This is a genomic window from bacterium (assembly GCA_019637795.1).
Taxonomy (GTDB): domain Bacteria; phylum Desulfobacterota; class Binatia; order HRBIN30; family CADEER01; genus JAHBUY01.
Window position 1 is genome coordinate 58926 of the sequence record JAHBUY010000004.1, and the last position, 18752, is coordinate 77677.

17 protein-coding genes are annotated in these 18752 nt (G+C 72.6%); 7 read left to right on the forward strand and 10 right to left on the reverse strand.

Features of this window, described 5'->3' with window-relative positions; all coding sequences use genetic code 11:
- Positions 1–13: 13 nt before the first annotated feature.
- Both KF840_14310 and KF840_14315 read left to right on the forward strand, forming a co-directional pair.
- On the forward strand, positions 14–697 hold the full coding sequence (locus KF840_14310; protein MBX3026077.1) for a hypothetical protein: 684 nt from the start codon (positions 14–16) through the stop codon (positions 695–697).
- The gene (locus KF840_14315; protein ID MBX3026078.1) at positions 694–2844 is read left to right on the forward strand and encodes an SMP-30/gluconolactonase/LRE family protein; all 2151 of its coding nucleotides are present in this window, start codon (positions 694–696) and stop codon (positions 2842–2844) included. Before KF840_14310 ends, KF840_14315 begins: the two co-directional genes overlap by 4 nt.
- 40 nt (positions 2845–2884) lie before the next feature.
- Here the strand turns inward: KF840_14315 and rimI are convergent, their stop codons facing one another.
- The 6 genes from rimI to KF840_14345 all read right to left on the reverse strand — a co-directional run bounded on the left by rimI (position 2885) and on the right by KF840_14345 (position 8383).
- Entirely contained in the window at positions 2885–3346 is a 462-nt protein-coding gene (gene rimI, locus KF840_14320) for a ribosomal protein S18-alanine N-acetyltransferase (GenBank protein MBX3026079.1), read from the reverse strand.
- A gap of 8 nt (positions 3347–3354) precedes the next feature.
- Complete coding sequence (locus KF840_14325) at positions 3355–4356, reverse strand: ketoacyl-ACP synthase III (GenBank protein MBX3026080.1); 1002 nt, start codon at positions 4354–4356, stop codon at positions 3355–3357.
- A gap of 14 nt (positions 4357–4370) precedes the next feature.
- Positions 4371–5300: a 3-oxoacyl-ACP synthase III family protein gene (locus KF840_14330; protein ID MBX3026081.1), complete on the reverse strand. Its 930-nt coding sequence runs from the start codon at positions 5298–5300 to the stop codon at positions 4371–4373.
- Positions 5301–5376: 76 nt separating this feature from the next.
- Positions 5377–7185 carry a M3 family oligoendopeptidase gene (locus KF840_14335; GenBank protein MBX3026082.1) on the reverse strand — a complete coding sequence of 603 codons (1809 nt, stop codon included), beginning with the start codon at positions 7183–7185 and terminating at the stop codon, positions 5377–5379.
- 72 nt (positions 7186–7257) lie between these two features.
- Positions 7258–7581: an FUN14 domain-containing protein gene (locus KF840_14340; protein ID MBX3026083.1), complete on the reverse strand. Its 324-nt coding sequence runs from the start codon at positions 7579–7581 to the stop codon at positions 7258–7260.
- A 7-nt stretch (positions 7582–7588) separates the two neighbouring features.
- Positions 7589–8383: an alpha/beta fold hydrolase gene (locus tag KF840_14345; protein ID MBX3026084.1), complete on the reverse strand. Its 795-nt coding sequence runs from the start codon at positions 8381–8383 to the stop codon at positions 7589–7591.
- A gap of 43 nt (positions 8384–8426) precedes the next feature.
- On the opposite strand from KF840_14345, the gene queG reads away from it, so the two are divergent.
- A complete protein-coding gene (queG, locus tag KF840_14350) occupies positions 8427–9401 on the forward strand; it encodes a tRNA epoxyqueuosine(34) reductase QueG (protein MBX3026085.1) in 975 nt (324 codons plus the stop codon).
- Here the strand turns inward: queG and KF840_14355 are convergent.
- Entirely contained in the window at positions 9398–9850 is a 453-nt protein-coding gene (locus KF840_14355; GenBank protein MBX3026086.1) for a DUF814 domain-containing protein, read from the reverse strand. The genes queG and KF840_14355 overlap by 4 nt on opposite strands.
- Positions 9851–9904: 54 nt before the next feature.
- On the opposite strand from KF840_14355, the gene KF840_14360 reads away from it, so the two are divergent.
- The gene (locus KF840_14360) at positions 9905–10294 is read left to right on the forward strand and encodes a hypothetical protein (GenBank protein MBX3026087.1); all 390 of its coding nucleotides are present in this window, start codon (positions 9905–9907) and stop codon (positions 10292–10294) included.
- A 206-nt stretch (positions 10295–10500) separates the two neighbouring features.
- Positions 10501–11664 carry an acyl-CoA dehydrogenase family protein gene (locus KF840_14365; protein MBX3026088.1) on the forward strand — a complete coding sequence of 388 codons (1164 nt, stop codon included), beginning with the start codon at positions 10501–10503 and terminating at the stop codon, positions 11662–11664.
- Between the two features lie 88 nt (positions 11665–11752).
- Here KF840_14365 and KF840_14370 read toward each other — a convergent pair whose 3' ends face one another.
- Positions 11753–13117, reverse strand: a complete 1365-nt coding sequence (locus KF840_14370; GenBank protein MBX3026089.1) for a DEAD/DEAH box helicase — start codon at positions 13115–13117, stop codon at positions 11753–11755.
- Positions 13118–13273: 156 nt separating this feature from the next.
- Here KF840_14370 and KF840_14375 point away from each other — a divergent pair, with 156 nt between their 5' ends.
- Complete coding sequence (locus KF840_14375; protein ID MBX3026090.1) at positions 13274–15556, forward strand: MMPL family transporter; 2283 nt, start codon at positions 13274–13276, stop codon at positions 15554–15556.
- A gap of 53 nt (positions 15557–15609) precedes the next feature.
- Positions 15610–16347, forward strand: a complete 738-nt coding sequence (locus tag KF840_14380) for an outer membrane lipoprotein-sorting protein (GenBank protein MBX3026091.1) — start codon at positions 15610–15612, stop codon at positions 16345–16347.
- Between the two features lie 30 nt (positions 16348–16377).
- Here the strand turns inward: KF840_14380 and KF840_14385 are convergent, their stop codons facing one another.
- Both KF840_14385 and KF840_14390 read right to left on the reverse strand, forming a co-directional pair.
- Positions 16378–17886: an AMP-binding protein gene (locus KF840_14385; GenBank protein MBX3026092.1), complete on the reverse strand. Its 1509-nt coding sequence runs from the start codon at positions 17884–17886 to the stop codon at positions 16378–16380.
- 7 nt (positions 17887–17893) lie between these two features.
- On the reverse strand, positions 17894–18655 hold the full coding sequence (locus tag KF840_14390; protein ID MBX3026093.1) for an SDR family oxidoreductase: 762 nt from the start codon (positions 18653–18655) through the stop codon (positions 17894–17896).
- Positions 18656–18752 lie beyond the last annotated feature (97 nt).

Below are 18752 nucleotides of genomic sequence, written 5' to 3' on the forward strand. Positions count from 1 at the left end.
TGCCGAGATCGCGATGCCCTCCCGCGCAATCGCCGTCGCCCTCTGCGTGGCGCTGTCGCTCGCCGGCGGCACGGCGGGTGCGCAGAGCGGTGGCGTCTACGACCTGCGCCACGACACCATCGACGGCGGCGGCGTGACGGACAGCTTCGGCGGCGCCTTCACGCTGAGCGGCACGATCGGACAACCGGATGCCGGCCGATCGAGCAGCGCCGGCTACACGCTCACCGGCGGCTTCTGGAGCGCGATCCACCCGCGGACGCCCACCCCGACGTCGACGCGCAGCTCCACCGCGACGGCGACCGCGTCCATCACATCGAGCCCGTCGCCCGCTCCGCGCGAGACCGCCGTGCCGACGGGAACGCCGAGCCGCACGACGAACCCCTCGCCCGTCGCATCGCCGACGCCATCGCCCACGCTCACCACCGCTCCCAGCACCACGCCGACCGCGACGCCGACGCCGTCGCCAACCGACAGCCCGCAGGCCACGCCGGCGGCGGTGTGCGTCGGCGACTGCAGCCTCGACCGCGAGGTGACCATCGCCGAGCTGCTGCGCCTGGTGAACATCGCCCTCGGCGACGCCTCGGTCGAGACCTGCGCGGCCGGCGACCCGAATCACGACGATGTCGTGACGATCAACGAGATCCTGCAAGCGGTGAGCAAGGCGCTCGCCGGTTGCACCGGCGAGGCCGGGCGATGACTCGCCCCTTCCGCTCGATGTGGCGTGGCGCGCTGATCGCGGGACTCGCCATCGGCGTCGCGCCGGCGGCGCTGCACGGCGCGGGGACGCCCGGGTGCCCGCAGATCATCACCTGTGTCGCCGGCAACGTGTTCACCGCGCCGGGCGACGTCGATTGCGACCGCTCGATCGGACTGACGGACCTCGCCCTGTTGGTGCAGGCGCAGTTCTGCGACCCGTGCCGGAGCTGCCTGGGGAAGGACGTCAATGGCGACTCGCGCGTCTCGATCGCCGACGTCACGGCGTTCCTCCGGGCCTTGCCGCAGATCCTGTCGACGCCGACGCCGACCCGGAGCCTCACCGGCACGCCAACCCCTACCCACGCCCCGGGAACCGATACCCGCACGCCGACCGCCGCCTTCACGCCGACCGGCGCCACGACGGCCACCATCACCCGCACGCCGACGCGCACACCCGCGGCCGACTACGCGTTCGCCCGCGCCTTCGGCGAGCCCGGCTTCGCGATCCCGCCGCTCAGCAAGCCGAGCGGGGTCGCGATCGGCGCGGACGAGCACATCTGGATCGCCGACGCGCGCGATCGGGTGCTCGAGCTCGACGCGACCGGCAAGTACGTGCGCACCGTCGGCGCATCCGGCAGCGATCCCGGGCGCCTCGACGCCCCGCGGGGGATCGGCTTCGATGCGGGCGGCAATCTCTACGTCGCCGACGCGGGCAACCATCGGGTCCAGAAATTCTCGCCGACCGGGCAATACCTCCTGCAGTTCGGCTCCGCCAGGGTGGCCTCCGAGGATCTGGGCGAGCCGTCCTGCGTGACGGTGCATGCCGGCGTCGTGTTCGTCTGCGACACGGAGCACAACAATGTGAAACGATTCAGCCCCAGCGGGGTCTACCAGGGACAGTGGGGCGCACAGGGCGGCGGCCCCGGGGAGCTCGACCAGCCGTTCGACATCGCCTTCGACGCCGACGGCTATGCGTATGTCGTCGATCTCGGCAACAGCCGCGTGCAGAAGTTCGACGCCTCGTTCGAGCACGTGCTCGACATCGGCACGACCGGGGCGACCGAGACCCGGCTCGATGCGCCGACGGCCATCGCGATCGGCGCCGATCACCGCCTGTACGTCAGCGACCTCGGCGACACGATCAAGGTCTACGACCCGGATGGCCGCTTCCTGCGCTCCTTCGGCGAGCCAGGGGGCGGCGCCGGGCAGTTCAACTCTCCGCGCGACCTGGCGCTCGATGCCGACGGCAACCTGTACGTCGCCGACACCGACAATGATCGGCTGCAGAAGCTCGACCCGGATCTACGACCGGAGTGGACGCTGATCGACGCGCTCCTGGGGCGACTCGCCGCGCCAGTCGCGATCGCGTACTCCCCGCTGCAGGGCGTGCTCGTCGGCGATACCGTCGGCGATCAGGCGCGCATCGCATTCTTCACTCCCAACGGGAAGCCCGAGGGCGATGTGCGCATCGCGATGGGCGGCAATCCCGGCCTGCCGCATGCCGCATCCGCCATCGCCATCGCGCCCAACGGCGACTTCTACCTGGCCGATGCGGCCAACCAGAGCGTCGCGAAATTCGCCGCCGACCGGGCGCTGATCGCGTTCTTCGGCGCGCCCGGCACCGGGCCGGGACAGTTCACGGACCCACGCGGGGTGGCGGTCGACGACGGCGGCAACGTCTTCGTCGTCGACGGTGGCAACGATCGGGTGCAGAAGTTCGATTCCAATGGCGTCCTTCTCGGCATGTGGGGCGGCTTCGGAAGCGCCGCTGGTCAGCTCAATTCCCCGCAGGGGATCGCCGTGTCCGGCGACCGCGTCTACGTCGCCGATTCCGGGAACGATCGCGTGCAGGCCTTCGACCGCTCGGGCGGCTTCCGAACGCAGTGGGGCGCCAGCGGCGATGCGCCCTCGCAGTTCACGACCCCGCGCGGCCTCGCGGTCGACCGCGAGGGCTACGTCTACGTCGTCGACGCGGGCAACGACCGGGTGCAGAAGTTCACCCCCGACGGCGCCTTCGTCGCCAGCTTTGGCCACACCTCGCCGGGACGATTCATCAATTCGATCGGCGTCGCGGTCGCCGACAACGGCGATGTGCTCGTGGTCAACGCCGGCGAGAGGCGCATCGTGGTGTGGCAGACCCCGCCGTGAGGCGTCGGCCGCCGCGCCGCGACCCGCCCCGCGGGGGCGATCAGCCGTCGAACCGCCGCTCCATGATCACCGCGTCCTCGCCGCGGCCGTAGTAGTTCTTGCGCCGGCCGATCTGGGTGAACCCCATGGCGCGGTAGAGGCCGAGCGCGGCGGCGTTCTCCGGCCGCACCTCGAGACTGACGCTCACCGCGCCGTGGGCGACGGCATCGTCGAGAATGCGTTGCACCAGCGCCCGCCCGGCGCCGCTGCCGCGCGCCTCGGGGCGGACCGCCAGGTTGAGGATGTGCACCTCGTCGCCGACCAGCCACCAGCAGGCGTAGCCGACCACGCGGCGCGGCGCGTCCGCGGTCCGCGCCAGGTGCAGGCGCGAGAAGTCGAGCTTGAGCTCGTGCAGGAACAGGCCCGGGGTCCAGGGATCGGACGCGAACGACAGCCGCTCGATCTCCATCACCTGCGGCAGGTCGGCCGCCACCATGGGGGCGAACTCGAACGCCGGCGGCATTGCCGCCCTCACCAGCGGATGAGGATCGCGCCCCACGTGAAGCCGGCGCCGAACCCCGCCAGGCAGACGAGGTCGCCCTCGCGCACGCGCCCGTCCGCGATCGCCTCGTGGAGCGCCAACGGGATCGAGGCGGCGGTGGTGTTGCCGTAGCGCTGGATGTTGTTGACCACCTTCTCCTCCGGCCAGGAGAAGCCGAGCGCCACCATCTGGTTGATGCGCAGGTTGGCCTGGTGCGGCACCAGCAGGCTGACGTCGTCGGGCGTGTAGCCCGTTTTCTCGAGCACTTCCCGGATGACCTCGGTGCAGCGCTCGACCGCGTGCTTGAAGACGTAGCGCCCCTCCATGCGCGGGAAGACGCGCGGCGTCTCGCTCGCCACCATCTCCTCGGTCAGGCGCGGCCGCGAGCGCGCCGCGGCGCACTCCAGCCACAGCTTCTCGGCGAACCGGCCCTCGGCGTGCAGCGCGGTCGCCAGGATGCCGCGCCGCGGATCGTCGCACGGCTCGACCACCGCCGCGGCGGCGCCGTCGCCGAAGATCACCGCCACGTCGCGGCCGCGGGTGGTGAGGTCGATGCCGGTCGAGTGCACCTCGCCGCCCACCACCAGCACGCGTTCGAAGCGCCCCGCCTTGATGAAGGCGTTGGCGGTGGCGAGCGAGTAGAGGAAGCCGGAGCACTGGTTGCGGACGTCGAACGCCGGCATGCCGCCGATCCCGAGGCGCTCCTGGAGCACGCAGGCGCTGGACGGCATCTCGTAGTCGGGGCTCAGGGTGGCGAAGATGACGCAGTCCATCTCCTCCGCCCGCCGGCCCGCCTTGGCCAGCGCCTCGCGCGCCGCCGCGGCGCCCATGTCGGCGGCCCCGACCCAGCCCTCGCTGTAGTGCCGCTCGCGAATGCCGGTGCGTTGCTGGATCCAGTCGTCGGTGGTGTCGATCAGCCGCGACAGGTCGTCGTTGGTGACCACCTTCGGCGGCACGAAGCCCCCGATGCCGGTGATGCGCGCGTTGCGCATGCGCCCTCCCTGCCTCACACCCGCAGCACGGCGGCGCCCCAGGTGGCGCCGGCGCCGCACGCCGCCAGACAGACCCGCGCCCCGCGGCCGATCCGCCCGCTGGCCAGCGCTTCACTCAACGCCACCGGCAGCGTCGCCGCCGTGAGATGGCCGTGCGCCGCGCCGGCGTCGATCCAGGCGTCGGCGGCGAGCCCGAGAGAGCCGGCGCAGCGTTCGACCACCCCCGGCAGCACGTTGCTGAGGAGGAAGGCGTCCACCTGCGCCAGGGTCGCGCCCGCCCGCTCGCAGGCCTCGCGCACCACCGCCGGCAACTGCGCCAGCGCCAGCGCCGCGACCGCCTCGCGGTCGATGCGCGGATAATGCTTGCCGGCGCGGAGGTTCTCGACGGTGATGCGCAGCGGATGCTGGCGGCTCGAGGGATATTCGATCCAGAAGCGGTCGAACTGGCGTCCGTCGCTGTGGCAGACGATCGACTCGCAGCCGCTCGCGCCGCCGCCCAGCACCGCCACCGCGGCGCCGTCGCCGAAGAGCTCGGCGATGCCGATGCCGGCCGGCGAATAGTCCAGGCCGGAGGAGTGCACCTCACCGGCGGCCAGCAGCACGTGCTGATAGATCCCGGCCGAGAGGTAGGCATCGGCCACCATCAGGCCGGTGAGGAAGCCGGTGCACTGGCCGCGCAGGTCGATGGCCGCGGTCGTCCCGGCGTTCAGCTTGTGCTGGAAGTAACACGCGGCGCCCGGAAAGGTGACGTCCGGCGTCATGGTGGCGAAGGCGATGAGGTCGATGTCCCCGACGCCCAGCCCCGCCTGCGCCAGCGCCGCATGACCCGGCGGCAGCGCCAGATCCGACGGCCCGATCGTTTCGCTCACGGTCGGACGCCGCAGCGAACCGACCGGCTGCTCGGGCGGAAGATGATGGGCGAGACCGAGAATCGCCGTCGGCATGACACCCCCGGTTATCACCGATCGTGTCGCGAGGTAAGGCGCGTGGACGGCGCCGCGCCCGCGGCCCCCGGCGCGCTCACAGCGCGGCGGCCACGTCCTTTGCCTCCGCCACCAGGCGCCGGATCACGCTCAGGCCGCGCTGCCAGAGCTCGGGCTGGGTGACGTCGATGTCGAGGCGGCGCAGGAGGATCGCCGGCGACTCGCTGCCGCCGGCGGCGAGCAGGTCGAGGTAGCGGGGCACGAAGGCCGCGCCCTGCTCGAGGTAGAGCTCGTAGAGGGCGAGGACGAGCAGCTCGCCGAAACCGTAGGCGTAGCAGTAGAACGGCGAGTGGATGAAGTGCGGAATGTACGCCCACCACCAGCGGTAGTCGTCGGTGAGCGTGATCGAGTCGCGGTAGAGCGCCGCGTTGACGTCCATCCAGATGTCGCCGATGCGCTCGCTCGACAGCTCGCCCTCGGCGCGACGGGCGGCGTGCAGGCCCTGCTCGAAGCGGGTGAGGGCGATCTGGCGGAAGACGGTGCCGAAGGCCTCCTCGATGAAGCCGCAGAGCAGGGCGAGGCGGGCGCGCGGCGCCTGCTCCTGGCGGCGCAGGCGGTCGAACACCAGCATCTCGCCGAAGACGCTGGCGGTCTCCGCCATGGTCAGCGCCGTGTCGGCCTGCAGGTAGCCCTGCGGCCGCGCCAGGTACTGGTGCACGCCGTGCCCGAGCTCGTGCGCCAGCGTCATGACGTCACGCGGATGACCGAGGTAGCTGAGCAGCACGTACGGATGGACGCTGGGGACGGTGCTGGCGCTGAAGGCGCCGCCGCGCTTGCCCTCGCGGCTCTCCGCGTCGATCCAGCGTCCGGCGAAGAAGGCCTCCGCGATCTCGCGCATGCGCGGCGAGAAATCGCCGTAGGCCTCGAGCACGGTGGCGCGCGCCGCCGGCCACGACACCGTCGCGGCCTCCGCCTCGAGCGGCGCGTAGCGGTCCCAGTCGTAGAGGACGTCGAGCCCGAGCAGGCGCCGCTTCAGCCGGTAGTAGTCCGCGACCACGTCGCTGCCCGCCTCGCAGGCGCGCAGCAACGCCTCCACGGTGGCGGCGTCGATCTCGTTGGCGAGGTGGCGGGCGGCCATCGGCGAGGCATAGCCGCGCAGCCGGTCGCCGAGCGCGTGGTCCTGGGCGATGGTGTTGAAGACGAAGGTGAGGAGCAGCGACTGCTGCCGCAGCCCGCCGGTCAGCGCCGCGGCGGCGCGCCGGCGCAGGTCGCGCCGGCCGTCGTGCAGCAAGGCCAGCACGCCGCTCTCGGTCAGGGTCTGCGGCGCGCCGTCGATCTCGACCGCGAAGGTCATCGCCGACAGCACCTCGTCGAACAGCCGGCCGAAGGCGCGGCGACCGGTGTTGGCGGTGTCCTCGAGCAGCTTCTCCTCCGGCTCGCTCAGGGTGTGCGGCCGGTAGCGGCGCATCGCCGTCAGGTGGTGCCGCCAGCGGCCGCACGCCGGATCGGCGATCACCGCGGCGGCGTGCGCGTCGTCGAGCGCCAACCATTCGAGATCGAAGAACAGCACCTGATTGCGGATGGCGCTCCCCTGCTCCTGGGTGCGCGCCACCAACGCCCCGTGCGCCGGCGGCCGCGCGTCGGCGGCGTGCAGCAGCCCGGCGAAGATGGCCGGCTTGTCCGCCTGTTCGAGGATCGACTCGAGCTCCGCCATCGCCTCCGCGATCCACGCCGGCGCCGGCCCGCCGGCGACGTTGACCGTGCCGCGATAGCGCTCGGCGAACGCCGTGGCTCGGCGCAGCGCCGTCGCCAGGTCCTGCTCCAGCCGCGGATCCGCGACCCCGTCGTAGAGGGCCGCGAGGTCCCACCGCACGCCATCGACCTGTAGGTCGGTATTCGTATCCATTGAACACTCGTTACCACGGTCCGGCGCCACGGAGACACCTGCCCATTGCTGCCCCCGTGGCGGGGCGCTCCGCTATCCGAGCTTGAAGCCGACGCCGAATCCGGCGGCGAAGGCGGCGCCGAACGGCAGGTTGGCGCTCAGGACGTGCCACGCCCGGGTCGCCAGGGTGACGCCCTGCGGGTCCTTCCAGACGTGCTCGGCGCTGCTCTGCACCAGGTGCCAGTCGACGGTGACGACGTGCAGGTAGACCAGTCCCTGGATGGCGATGAACACCAGGCCGAGCGCCAGGGCGATGAGCTTCGTCACCTTCTTGCTCGCGTAGCCGACGACCGCCCCCGCCACCCCCCCGAAGCCGAGCTCGGGGCCGAGGCTGGTCAGCATCGTGCTCGCGTCCATGGCCGCCTCACACGCCGAGGAAGTCGAGGACGGCGCGGTTGAAATCCTGCGGGCGTTCCAGGTTGCTGAGGTGGCCGGCGCCGGCGAGCCGGACGGTGCGGGCGCCGCGGATGCCGTCGGCGACGTCCTCCATCCACGGCATCGGGAAGGTGCGGTCGGCGTCGCCGATCAGGACCAGCGTCGGCGCCGCGATCTCCGCCAGCCGGTCGCGGACGTCGAACGAGAAGGCGGCTCGCGCCGCGCGCCCGTATGTGGCCTTGTCGTTCAGCGCCACCTGCTCGATGAAGTGGCGGCGCAGCAGCGGGTCGACGGACTCGCTGAAGGCGGTGGTGAGGCGCGCCTCCGCGATCTGGCGCATGTCGTGGCCGTCGATGAAGGCCAGCGCCTCGGCCAGCCGCTGCCGCTCGCCGGGGCGCGGGCCGGCGATGGTATCGGCGAGCGCCAGCGACGCCGTGGCGTACGGGTAGTCGAGCGCGAGCTGCTGCGCCACCATGCCGCCGAGCGAGAGGCCGACCAGGTGCGCCTTCTCGACCCCGAGGCTGCGCAGCAGGCGGACGACGTCGCGCGCCATCTCGGCCACCGTCCACTCGCCCGACGGCCCGCGCGAGCGGCCGTGGCCGCGCAGATCGACGAGCAGCGTCGGCACGCGGCCGCAGAACGCCGGCACCTGGTACAGCCACAGGCGGCGGTCGGTGCCGAGACCGTGGAGGAGCACCGCCGGCGGCGCCCCGGCGCGCCACGGCTCGGTGCAGTCGATCAACTCGTAGTACAGGTCCACGTCCCCGACGCGCACGCTCGGCATCCCGCTTCCTTCCGCGAAGGCCGGATGAGAACATACCGCCGCGGTGCGAACAAGAAAGCCGAGAGCGGCGGCGACCGCCGACGAGCTGGCCCGCGCCGCCAAGGACGCGGCGCGCCGGCTCGGCTTCCACGCCGCCGGCGTCTGCGACCTGGCGCCGATCGAGCGCGACGCCCTGCGGCGCTGGCTCGACGCGGGCCATGCCGCGACCATGACCTACATGCACCGGCAGGCGGCGCGGCGGCGCGAGCCGGCGCGCATCGTCGCCGGGGCGCGGCGCGCCGTGGTGGTGTTGGAACGCTACTCGCCCGGCCCGCCGCCGGCGGACGCGGCGGCGCGCGTCGCCCGCTACGCCTGGAGCGAGGACTATCACCGCGTCCTCGGCGATCGCCTGGCGCGCCTGGCCCAGGCGCTGGTCGCGCTCGGAGCGACCCCCGGGGCGACCCGCCCCTACGTCGACGCCGGCCCGGTGCCGGAACGCGAGCTCGCCCAACGCGCCGGCCTCGGCTGGATCGCCAAGAACACCATGCTGATCGATCCCCGACAGGGTTCGTACACCTTCATCGCCAGCGTGCTCACCGACCTCGAGCTGGCGGTGGACGCGCCCTTCACCGCCGACCACTGCGGCCGCTGCCGCGCCTGCCTCGACGCCTGCCCGACCGGCGCCCTGCCGGCGGCGCGCACGCTCGACGCCCGCCGCTGCATCTCCTACCTCACCATCGAGCGCCGCGGGCCGTTCAGCGCCGCCGAGGGGGCGGCGATCGGCGACTGGCTCTTCGGCTGCGACCTCTGTCAGGAGGCCTGTCCCTGGAACAAGTTCGCCGGTCCGCCCACCGATCCGCGCCTGCAGCCGCGCCCGGAGCTGATGTCCCCCGATCTCGACTTCGACCAGGCGACGTTCGACGCGCGCTACGGCGATACGTGCTTCACGCGCCCGGGCGTGGCCGGACTCCGCCGCAATGCGAGCTGGAACAGGTCGAGCGCACCGCCGAGAGCACGGAGGCGCGCCGACGAGGACTAAGGCTTCTCTCCCGGCGCCGCCGCGCCCGACGCGGTGATCGGCCGCGCGTGTACGGTTCGGTATCGTTCGATGGTGACCTTCCCCGGCGGGAAGCCGCGCGGCTTGCCGACGTCGGCGCAGGTGCAGAGATGGACCGCCACCCGGCCGCCGGCGCGCAGCTTCGAGTGGCCGGCCGCCAGCCCGGCGGCGAACTGCACCGTGTCGCGCGGCAGACTGGCGACGCCGTCGGGATTGCGGACCACGACGTGCGACCCCGAATCGGCGGCGACGTGCAGCCAGAAATCGCGCGGCGCGCCGATCTTGAACGTCAGGACGTCGTTGTCCGCCGCCGTGCGGCCGACCAGCACGACGAAGCCGTCCGGCGAGACGAAGCGGCGGGCGACGCTGCGCCCGGCCCACACCCCGGCGTCGCGATCGCTCGGCTCCGGCGGTCCCGCCCTGCGGCTCATGGTCGCGCAGGGAATCGCGTGCGCGCCGCGTTTGCAAGTTGTATAAGCCCGCCCATGCGCACACTCGCTCGCCTGGCTCTCGTGGTCGTCGGCCTCTCGCTCCTCCCCGCCTGCACCTACATCAAGCGGCAGGACGCCCATCAGGTCGAAGCCACCCTGGCCGCCGCCGGCTTCAAGATGAAGCCGGCCGACACGCCCGAACGCCTCGCCAAGCTGCAGGCGATGCCGGTCCGCAAGATCTTCACCGAGCCGCGCGACGGCGAGACGGCGTACCTCTACGCCGACGCCGAGTTCTGCAAGTGCCTCTACGTCGGCCGCCAGGAGCAGTACGACCGCTACCAGCGGCTGGCGATCGAGAGGCAGCTCACCCAGGAGCGCGTCGAGGCGGCGGAGATGAACGAGAACGCCGCCATGGACTGGGGCCTCTGGGGCCCGTTCTGGTGATCGGGGTTCCTGGCTGAACGGCGCGCCCGGCGCGGCAGCGCTCGGGGAACGGCAGCAGCCGGCGCGCGCGCCGCCGCCTGCCTCGGGTCGAAGGGCGAGCCTGGAGCAGCCGCAACATTCGTTACGCCCGCCCCCGCCCCCTCGTTGTCCCCGCCGCCACCGGCGCCCTTCCATTGCCAAACACGCGTTTGCTAGACCCGACGGCGATGGATTTCGCCTTCTCCGACTCCGAGCTCGCCTTCGCCGCCGAGGCGCGGGCGTGGCTGGCCGCCAACGTCCCCGCCGCCTGGCGGCGCGATCGCTGCTGGACGCGCAGCGACGACCCGCTGTGGCGCGAGATCGCCCGTGAGTGGCAACGCAAGCTGTTCGACGGCGGCTGGATCGCCATCTCCTGGCCGCGCGAACACGGCGGCCGCGGCGCGACGGTGATCGAGCGCTGGCTGTTCGAGGAGGAGCTCGACCGCGCCGGCGCGCCCTATCCGCCCGGCAGCGCCAACGTCGACATGATCGGCCAGGCGGTGCTGCGCCACGGCACCGAGGCGCAGCGCCGGCGCTTCCTCACCCGCCTGCTCTCCGGCGAGGACTGGTGGTGCCAGGGCTTCTCCGAGCCCGGGGCCGGCTCCGACCTCGGCAGTCTGCGCTGCCGCGGCGAGCGACGCGGCGACGCATTCATCGTCAACGGCCAGAAGGTGTGGACGAGTCACGCCGAGGTCGCCGACTGGTGCTTCCTGCTCTGCCGCACCGAGCTGGACCAGCCGAAGCACAAGGGCATCAGCCTGCTGCTGGTCGACATGAAGAGCCCCGGCATCACGGTGCGGCCGCTGACCCAGATGACCGGCGAGACCGAGTTCTGCGAGGTCTTCTTCGAGGACGTGCGCGTGCCCGCCGATCTGATGATCGGCCCGCCGGGCGCCGGCTGGCAGATCGCCATGGGCATCCTGCAGCACGAGCGCGGTCCGGTGTGGACCTTCACCTTCCAGCGCAAGATCCGACGCAGCCTGAACGAGCTGATCCGCCGCGTCCGCGAGCACCCGGCGAGCCGGGGCGTCGGCGATCCGCTGGTGCGGCAGAAGCTGGCGCAGTCGTTCATCGACGTCGAGTTGCTGAAACTGATGGGCTACCGCAGCCTCACCCACATCCTGCGCACCGGCCACCCCGGGCCGGAGAGCTCGCTCGAGAAGGTGCTGGGCAGCGAGACCGACCAGCGCCTGCAGGAGGCGGCGATGAGCTTCTTCGGCCCCTACGCGGGGCGCGCCGACATGCCCGGCCTGCGCGACTACCTCTACGCCCGCTCGGAAACCATCATGGGCGGCACGAGCGAGATCCAGCGCAACGTCATCGCCCAGCGCATCCTCGGCCTGCCGCGCTGACGGTCGCGCACCCGCCGGGGCCGATGGCCAGCGGCTGCGATGCGCGACGCCCGTCGTGCTCGTCGGCGCGCTCCTTCGCGCTCGCGCCTCAGCGCGGGGGCCGGCGGCGACGGCGTCGGCGTCCCCCGGTTGGCGCGGCGCTCGGCGCGCCGCCGGCCGGCGGCGCCGGGCGTGGCGCTTGGGACGCCGCCGGGCGCGACGCCCGGCCCGCCGCCGCGCCGGCGCGGCGCTCGGCGTTGGCTCTGGCGCGCGCCCGCTCCTCCGCCTTGCGGGCGCGGATCTCGGCGATGCGCTGCCCGATCGGCACCTCCAGCTTGGCGGCCGGTCGCGCCTTGTAATCGAAGTCCGGCACCGTCACCCGCGGCAGGCGCTTGCCGACCGCCTTCTCGATCCGCCGCAGGTCGTCCTCCTCGTCGGGCGAGACGAAGGTGAAGGCGTCGCCGGTCATCTCGGCGCGCGCCGTGCGGCCGACGCGGTGGATGTAGTCCTCCGGCACCGCCGGCACGTCGAAGTTCACCACGTGGCCGAGCGCGTCGATGTCGATGCCGCGGGCGGCGATGTCGGTCGCCACCAGCACCCGGTACCGGCCGCTCTTGAAGCCGGCCAGCGCCTCGGTGCGCTGCGCCTGCGAGCGGTTGCCGTGGATGCGCTCGGCCTTGACGCCGTGCTGGACCAGGTAGGCCTGCAGGCGGTTGGCGCGGTGCTTGGTGCGGGTGAAGGCGAGCGCCTCGCGCATCTCGCCGCGCTCGAGCAGGGCGACGAGCAGCGGCGCCTTGAGCTCCTGCGGCACCGGGTAGACCGCCTGGGTGATGCCGACCGCCGGCGCGGCGCGGCGCTCGCGGTTGATGGTCACCGGATCGCGCAGCATCTCGCGCGTCAGCTCGGCGATCGGCGGCGGCATGGTGGCGCTGAAGAACAGCGTCTGCCGCTTCGCCGGCAGATGGCGGAGCACGCGGCGGATGTCGGGCAGGAAGCCCATGTCGAGCATGCGGTCGGCCTCGTCGAGCACCAGGAATTCGAGGCCGGCGAGCTTGGCATAGGGCGACTTGAAGTGGTCGAGCAGGCGCCCGGGAGTGGCGACGATGACGTCGACGCCGCTGCGGAACGCGTGCTCCTGCGGTCCCATGCCGACGCCGCCGAACACCGGCGCGGCGGTGATCGGCGTGTGCACGGCGAGGGCGTCGAGGTCGGCGGCGATCTGCGCCGCCAGCTCGCGGGTCGGGGTCAGCACCAGGGCCCGCGTCGTGCCGCGCGGTCGGTCGATGAGCTGGTGCAGGATCGGCAGCAGGAAGGCCGCGGTCTTGCCGCTGCCGGTCATGGCGCAGGCCAACAGGTCGCGGCCCTCCAGGGCGGGCGGAATGGCCTCCGCCTGGATCGGCGTCGGCCGGGCGAAGCCCAGCTCCTTGAGGCCCTTGAGCAGATCGGGGTGTAGATGGAGTGCGCGGAATGGCATCCGGCCATTCTCGCATGAACCTCGTGGGCGAAACGAGCCGGGGCCTGCATGGCGCCTCGTCACCGGGGCGCCGCGTCGCCGGGGAGACACCGCTGCCCGCAGCGAGCCGGGGTGTCCGCCGTGCCTCCGTGGTCGATTCTTGGTAGCGGATCACGGATGCTCGCCGACCTGCCGCTGCGCGCTCCGCGCGCCACGCTGCTGATCGCGGCGGTCCTGAGCCTGATCCTCGGCGGCTTCGCGGCGCGCTTTCGGGTCGACGGCGCCGTCGACCGCCTGCTCCCCGCGGGCGATGCCGACGCCGTCCATTACGACGGCGTGCGCCGCGCCTTCGGCAGCGAGGACGTCGTGGTGGTCGGCCTGTTCGCCGACGACGTCTTCGCGCCCGCGGCCCTCGCCCGCGTCGATCGCCTGTCGCGCGCCCTCGCCCGCCTGCCCGGCGTCGAGGAGGTGCGCAGCCTCACCACCGCGCAGCGCATCGAGCTCGACGACGACGGCCTGCGGCGCGCCCCCTTGGTGCCGGCGCTGCCACGCGACGCGGCCGAGGCGTCGGCGCTGCGCGCCCGGGTGCTCGCCGACCGCCTGGCGCCCGGCACCCTGGTCGGCCGCGACGGCCGCGCCGCCGGCATCTGGGTGCGCTTCCAGCCGATGTCCGACGACGATTTCCTCGCCGCCGACGTCGACGGCCGCCTGCGCGCGACCCTGGCCGCCGTCCCCGGGCCGGAGCCGCTGGCGCTGACCGGTCTGCCGACCATCAAGGTGCAGGCGGCGGCCGACATGCTGCGCGACCTCGCCGTCTTCGTGCCCCTGGCGCTGCTGCTGGTGACGGCATCGGTGGTCTGGGCCTTCCGCACCTGGCGCGGCGTGCTGCTGCCGCTGGCGACGACGGTGATCGGCGTCGTCTGCACCACCGGCATCATGGTCGCGGCCGGCGACGCCTTCACCCTCGGCACCCTCGTGCTGCCGCCGCTGCTCATGGCGGCGGGCGTCGCCTACGCCATCCACATCGTCAGCCGCTACTACATCGAGCTGCGCCACCACGGCGACGAGCGCTCGCTGGCGATCGCCCTCGGCCACGTCCGCCTGCCGGTGGCGATGGCCTCGCTCACCACGTTCATCGGCTTCGGCACCTTCGTCACCAGCCCGATCCCCTCGATCCGCGACTTCGGCGTCTACGCCGGCCTCGGCATCGCGGTGATCTTCCTCGCCTGCGTCGCCGTGATCCCGGCGGCGCTCAGCGTGCTCCCGCCGCCGCGCCGGCTGCCGGCGCGGCTCGAGGACGGCGGCCGCTTCTCGCGCTTCGTCGCCGCCTGCGGCGCGTTGTCGCTGCGCCACCGCGGGCCGTTCCTGGCGCTGTTCGCCGTCCTCCTGGTGCTCGGCGGCTGGGGCATGACCCGCATCCGGGTGGAGACCGACTATCTGCGCTTCTTCCGCGCCGACCACCCGGCGCTGCGCGACAACCAGCGCATCGGCGCCGCGCTCGCCGGCACCCAGGTGGTGACGCTGGTGGTGGACGGACCGGTGACGCGCACCGACGTCCTCGACGCGATCCGCGATCTCCAGCGCTTCGCCGAGCGACAGCCGGGCGTCGACGCCACGCGCTCGATCGTCGACCATCTGGAGAACGCCCGCCGCGCCGTCGCCCCCGAGCGCGCCGACCTGCCGTTCTCCGCCCAGGAGGAGGTCGATCAACTGCTGCTGCTGCTCGCCCCGCCCGACCTGCGGCATGAGCTCACGGCCGACCAGTCGCGCGCCGCGATCACCGTCCACACCACCCTCTCCGGTTCGCAGGCGATCGGCGCCCTGGTCGAACGGCTCGAAGCCCACGCGGCGAGCCGGCTCCCCGTCGACGCCAAGGCCCGCGCCACCGGCACGGTGGTGCTGCTCACCCGCTCCGCCGACGCGCTCGCCTGGAGCCAGGTCTGGGGCGACGCGCAGGTGATGGCGATCCTGCTGCTGGTGATGGCGCTGCTGCTGCGCTCGCTGCGCCTCGGGCTGCTGTCGATGGTGCCGAACGTATTCCCGATCGTCATGCTGCTGGGGATCATGGGCTGGGCCGGCATCGACCTGAACATCTGCACCAGCACCATCGCCTCGATCAGCATCGGCATCGCCGTCGACGACACCATCCACTACATGCTCGGCTTCCACGAGGCGCTGCGCGCCGGCGCCAGCCGCGAGGACGCGATCCTCGCCACCCTGCGCGCCGTCGGCCGGCCCATCCTCATCGCCTCGGTCGCCCTCACCGCCGGCTTCCTCATCGCCTGCCTGTCGTCCTTCCAGCCGGTGCGGCACTTCGGCATCCTGGCCAGCGCGACCATGCTGATCGGCGTCTTCACCGACCTCTTCCTGCTGCCGGCCCTGCTCGTCACCCTGCGCATCGGCGACGCGGTGGTCGAACGCGCCATCCCCGGGAGAACGGCGGAGCGGCGCCAGGCGTGAGGTGCTCCGTTCCCCGGTTGCTCCGGGTGAGATTGTTTGCCTAAGGATCCCCCATGCTCAGCGTCGTGGCTCTCGTGGTCGCCCTGGCGATGCCGGCATCGGACGATGCCAGAGCGCTGGTCCAGCAGGTGATCGACGCGGCGCCCAGCGTGCCGTCGGTGTCGCACATGGAGCTCTCCACGCCGGGCGGCCTGGTGCGCGAGCTCACGGTCAGCCGCAAGCGGCTCGCCAACGGCATCGACGCCCGCTACCTCGAGATCACCGGGCCGATGAACCTCAAGGACACGCGCTATCTGTTCTACGATCGCAGCGAGCGGCGCGACGACCAGTTCATGTGGCTGCCGTTCATGCGCCGCATCGTCCGCCTCTCCGACCAGACGCGGCGCGAGCCCTTCCTCGGCTCGACCTTCTTCGTCGACGACCTCGTCGAGCGTCCGATCGACGACTTCCGGTACCGCTTCGTCGGCGAGGAGACGATCGGCCAGCGGGCGTGCCGGCTGGTCGAGGTGACGCCGCTCCACCCCGAGCGGGAACCCTACGGCCGCATCGTCGCCGCCATCGATCCGACCGATCTGGTGGTGCTGCGCGGCCAGCTCTACGCCCACGACGGCAGCCTGTACAAGGTGCACACGGTGGCGCGGCTGGAGAAGATCGACGGCCACTGGACGCCGACCGAGCAGGTCATGGACAACCTCCACGACCGCACCTCGTCGCGCCTGGTCGCCACCCGCACCGAGTACGACGCGCCGATCGGCGACGAGATCTTCCGCGAGGCGTACCTCGGCCGCTGAGCGCGTCGCCGCGGGCCGCGGTCGGCGCGATCAGCCGAGCGGCGGCTTGTCGCCGCCGCCGCTCTCCTGCCGCAACTTGTACTTCTCGACCCGCTGGGTCGGCGTCTTGGGCAGCGAGTCGCGGAACTCCCACAGCCGCGGCACCTGGAACTTCGCCAGCCGCTCGGCGGCGAAGGCGCGCAACTCCTCTGGCGTCACCGGCGCGCGGGCGACGATGAACGCCTTCACCTCCTGGCCGAGGACCGGGTCGGGCACGCCGATCACCGCCGCCTCGGCGACCGCCGGGTGCTCGCACAGCGCCTTCTCGATCAGCGCCGACGACATGTTTTCGCCGCCGCGGCGGATGACGTCGCGCTTGCGATCGACGAAGTAGAGCCAGCCGTCGGCGTCGAGCGTGCCGAGGTCGCCGGTGTGGAACCAGCCGTCGCGCAGCGCCTCGGCGGTCTGCTCCGGATCGCGGAAGTACTCCGCCATGCGGTGCGGCGAGCGGATGACGATCTCGCCCGGCGCGCCCGGCGGCTGCTCGCGTCCCTCGTCGTCGAGGATCGCGATCGTCACCCCCGGCACCGCCGGCCCGGCCGAACCCTGGCGCGGCGCGGCGTCGAGCGGGGTCATGGTCACCACGCCGGCGTCGGTGGAGCCGAAGCACTCGGCGACGCCGGCGACGCCGAAGCGGCGGATCACCTCGTCGCGGATCGGCGCGCTGCCGAGACCGAGGATGACCCGCAACGGGTTGTCGCGCTCGAGCGGGCTCGGCGCCTGGCGCAGCAGGATCGCCAGAATGGTGCCGAGCGTGTACAGCACCGTCGCGTGCACCTCGTGCACCAGCGGCCAGAACTCCGAGGCGCGGAACGCCTTCGGAAAGGCGACGGTGGCGCCGGCGGTGAGCGCGGTGGTTACGGCGCCCCAGGCGTTGCCGTGGAACAGCGGCGTCACCGCCAACAGCGTGTCGTCGGGGCCGACGCCGAGCAGGTCGATGAAGTGCTGCGCCGCGCCGCCGGTGCTGCCGTGGCGGAAGAGCACGCCCTTCGGACGTCCGGTGGTGCCCGAGGTGTAGAGGAGGGTCGACCCGTCGTCGACCGTCAGCCCGACCTCGAGCGGCTCGGGCGAGGCGGCGGCCAGCCGCGCCGCGAAGTCGATGTCGGCCGCGGCGCCGATCGCCGCCAGGCGCGCGCCCGCCGGCCGCGCCAGCTTCGGCGCGGTCAGCGCCGCGATGCCCGTGGCGTCGGTGAGGATGATCCGCGGCTCGGCGTGGCCGAGGATGTAGCTCAGCTCGCCGGCGCCGAGCGCCGGATTGATCGGGTGCAGGATGGCGCCCGCTTTGAGCGCGCCGAACGCCGCCACCAGGTATTCGATCGAATTGCCCATGCCGAGTGTCACCCGGTCGCCCTTGACGACGCCGAGCGCCGCGAAGGCGCGCGCCGCCTGGTTGGTGAGGCGCTCGAGCTCGCCGTAGCCGACGGCGCGGCCCTCGTGGCGGATGAACGGGTGGGCGCCGCGCGTCGCCGCGCGCGCGGCGATCAGCTCGGTGATCAGCATCGCCGGCTCAGGCCATCGTGCCGCCGTCGCAGACCAGGACGGCGCCGTTGATGGTGCGCGCCTCGGGCGAGGCGAGGAAGGCGATCGAGGCGGTAACGTCCTCGACCGTCGACAGGTTCCCCGGCGGCGGCGGCGAGTAGTACGCCAGCAGCTCGCGCTCGAAGTCCTCGCGCGGAATGAAGCCGGCGATCAGCGGCGTCATGATGCCGCCCGGCGCGACGCAATTGGCGCGCAGGCCGCGGCTGGTGAATTCCAGGGCCAGCGAACGGGTCAGGCTGATGAGGGCCGCCTTCGAGGCGCTGTAGGCCGAGCAGTAGGCGTGGCCGCGCAGGCCGGCGATCGAGGCGACGTTGACGATGTTGGCGCCGGACCGCCGCAGCAGGTGCGGCAGCGCCGCCTGGGTGGTGTGGAAGGCGCCGGTGAGATTGACCGCCAGGGTGCGGTTCCACTCCGATTCGTCGATCTCCTCGAAGCGCGCGGCGCGGCCGATGCCGGCGACGTTGACCAGGACATCGACGCCGCCGAAGGCCTCGACCATGTGCGCGACCGACGCCGCCACCGAATCGGCGTCGCTCACGTCCACCACCGCGCCGAGGGCGTCGCTGCCCGCGGCACGCAGGGCGTTCACCGTCTCGACGACGCCGTCGCCGTTGACGTCGACCGCCAGCACCCGCGCGCCCTCGCGCCCGAAGCGCTCCGCCGTCGCCTTGCCCAACCCGGATGCCGCGCCCGTGACGTACACCGCGCGGCCCTCGAATCGCCCGCTCATGCGGTCGTGCATAGACGCTGGCCCGGGCAAAGACAAACACCTGTTTGTGTGGTCCGCCGGCGCCGGGCGGCCATGACCGCGCATTGAAAGACCGCCG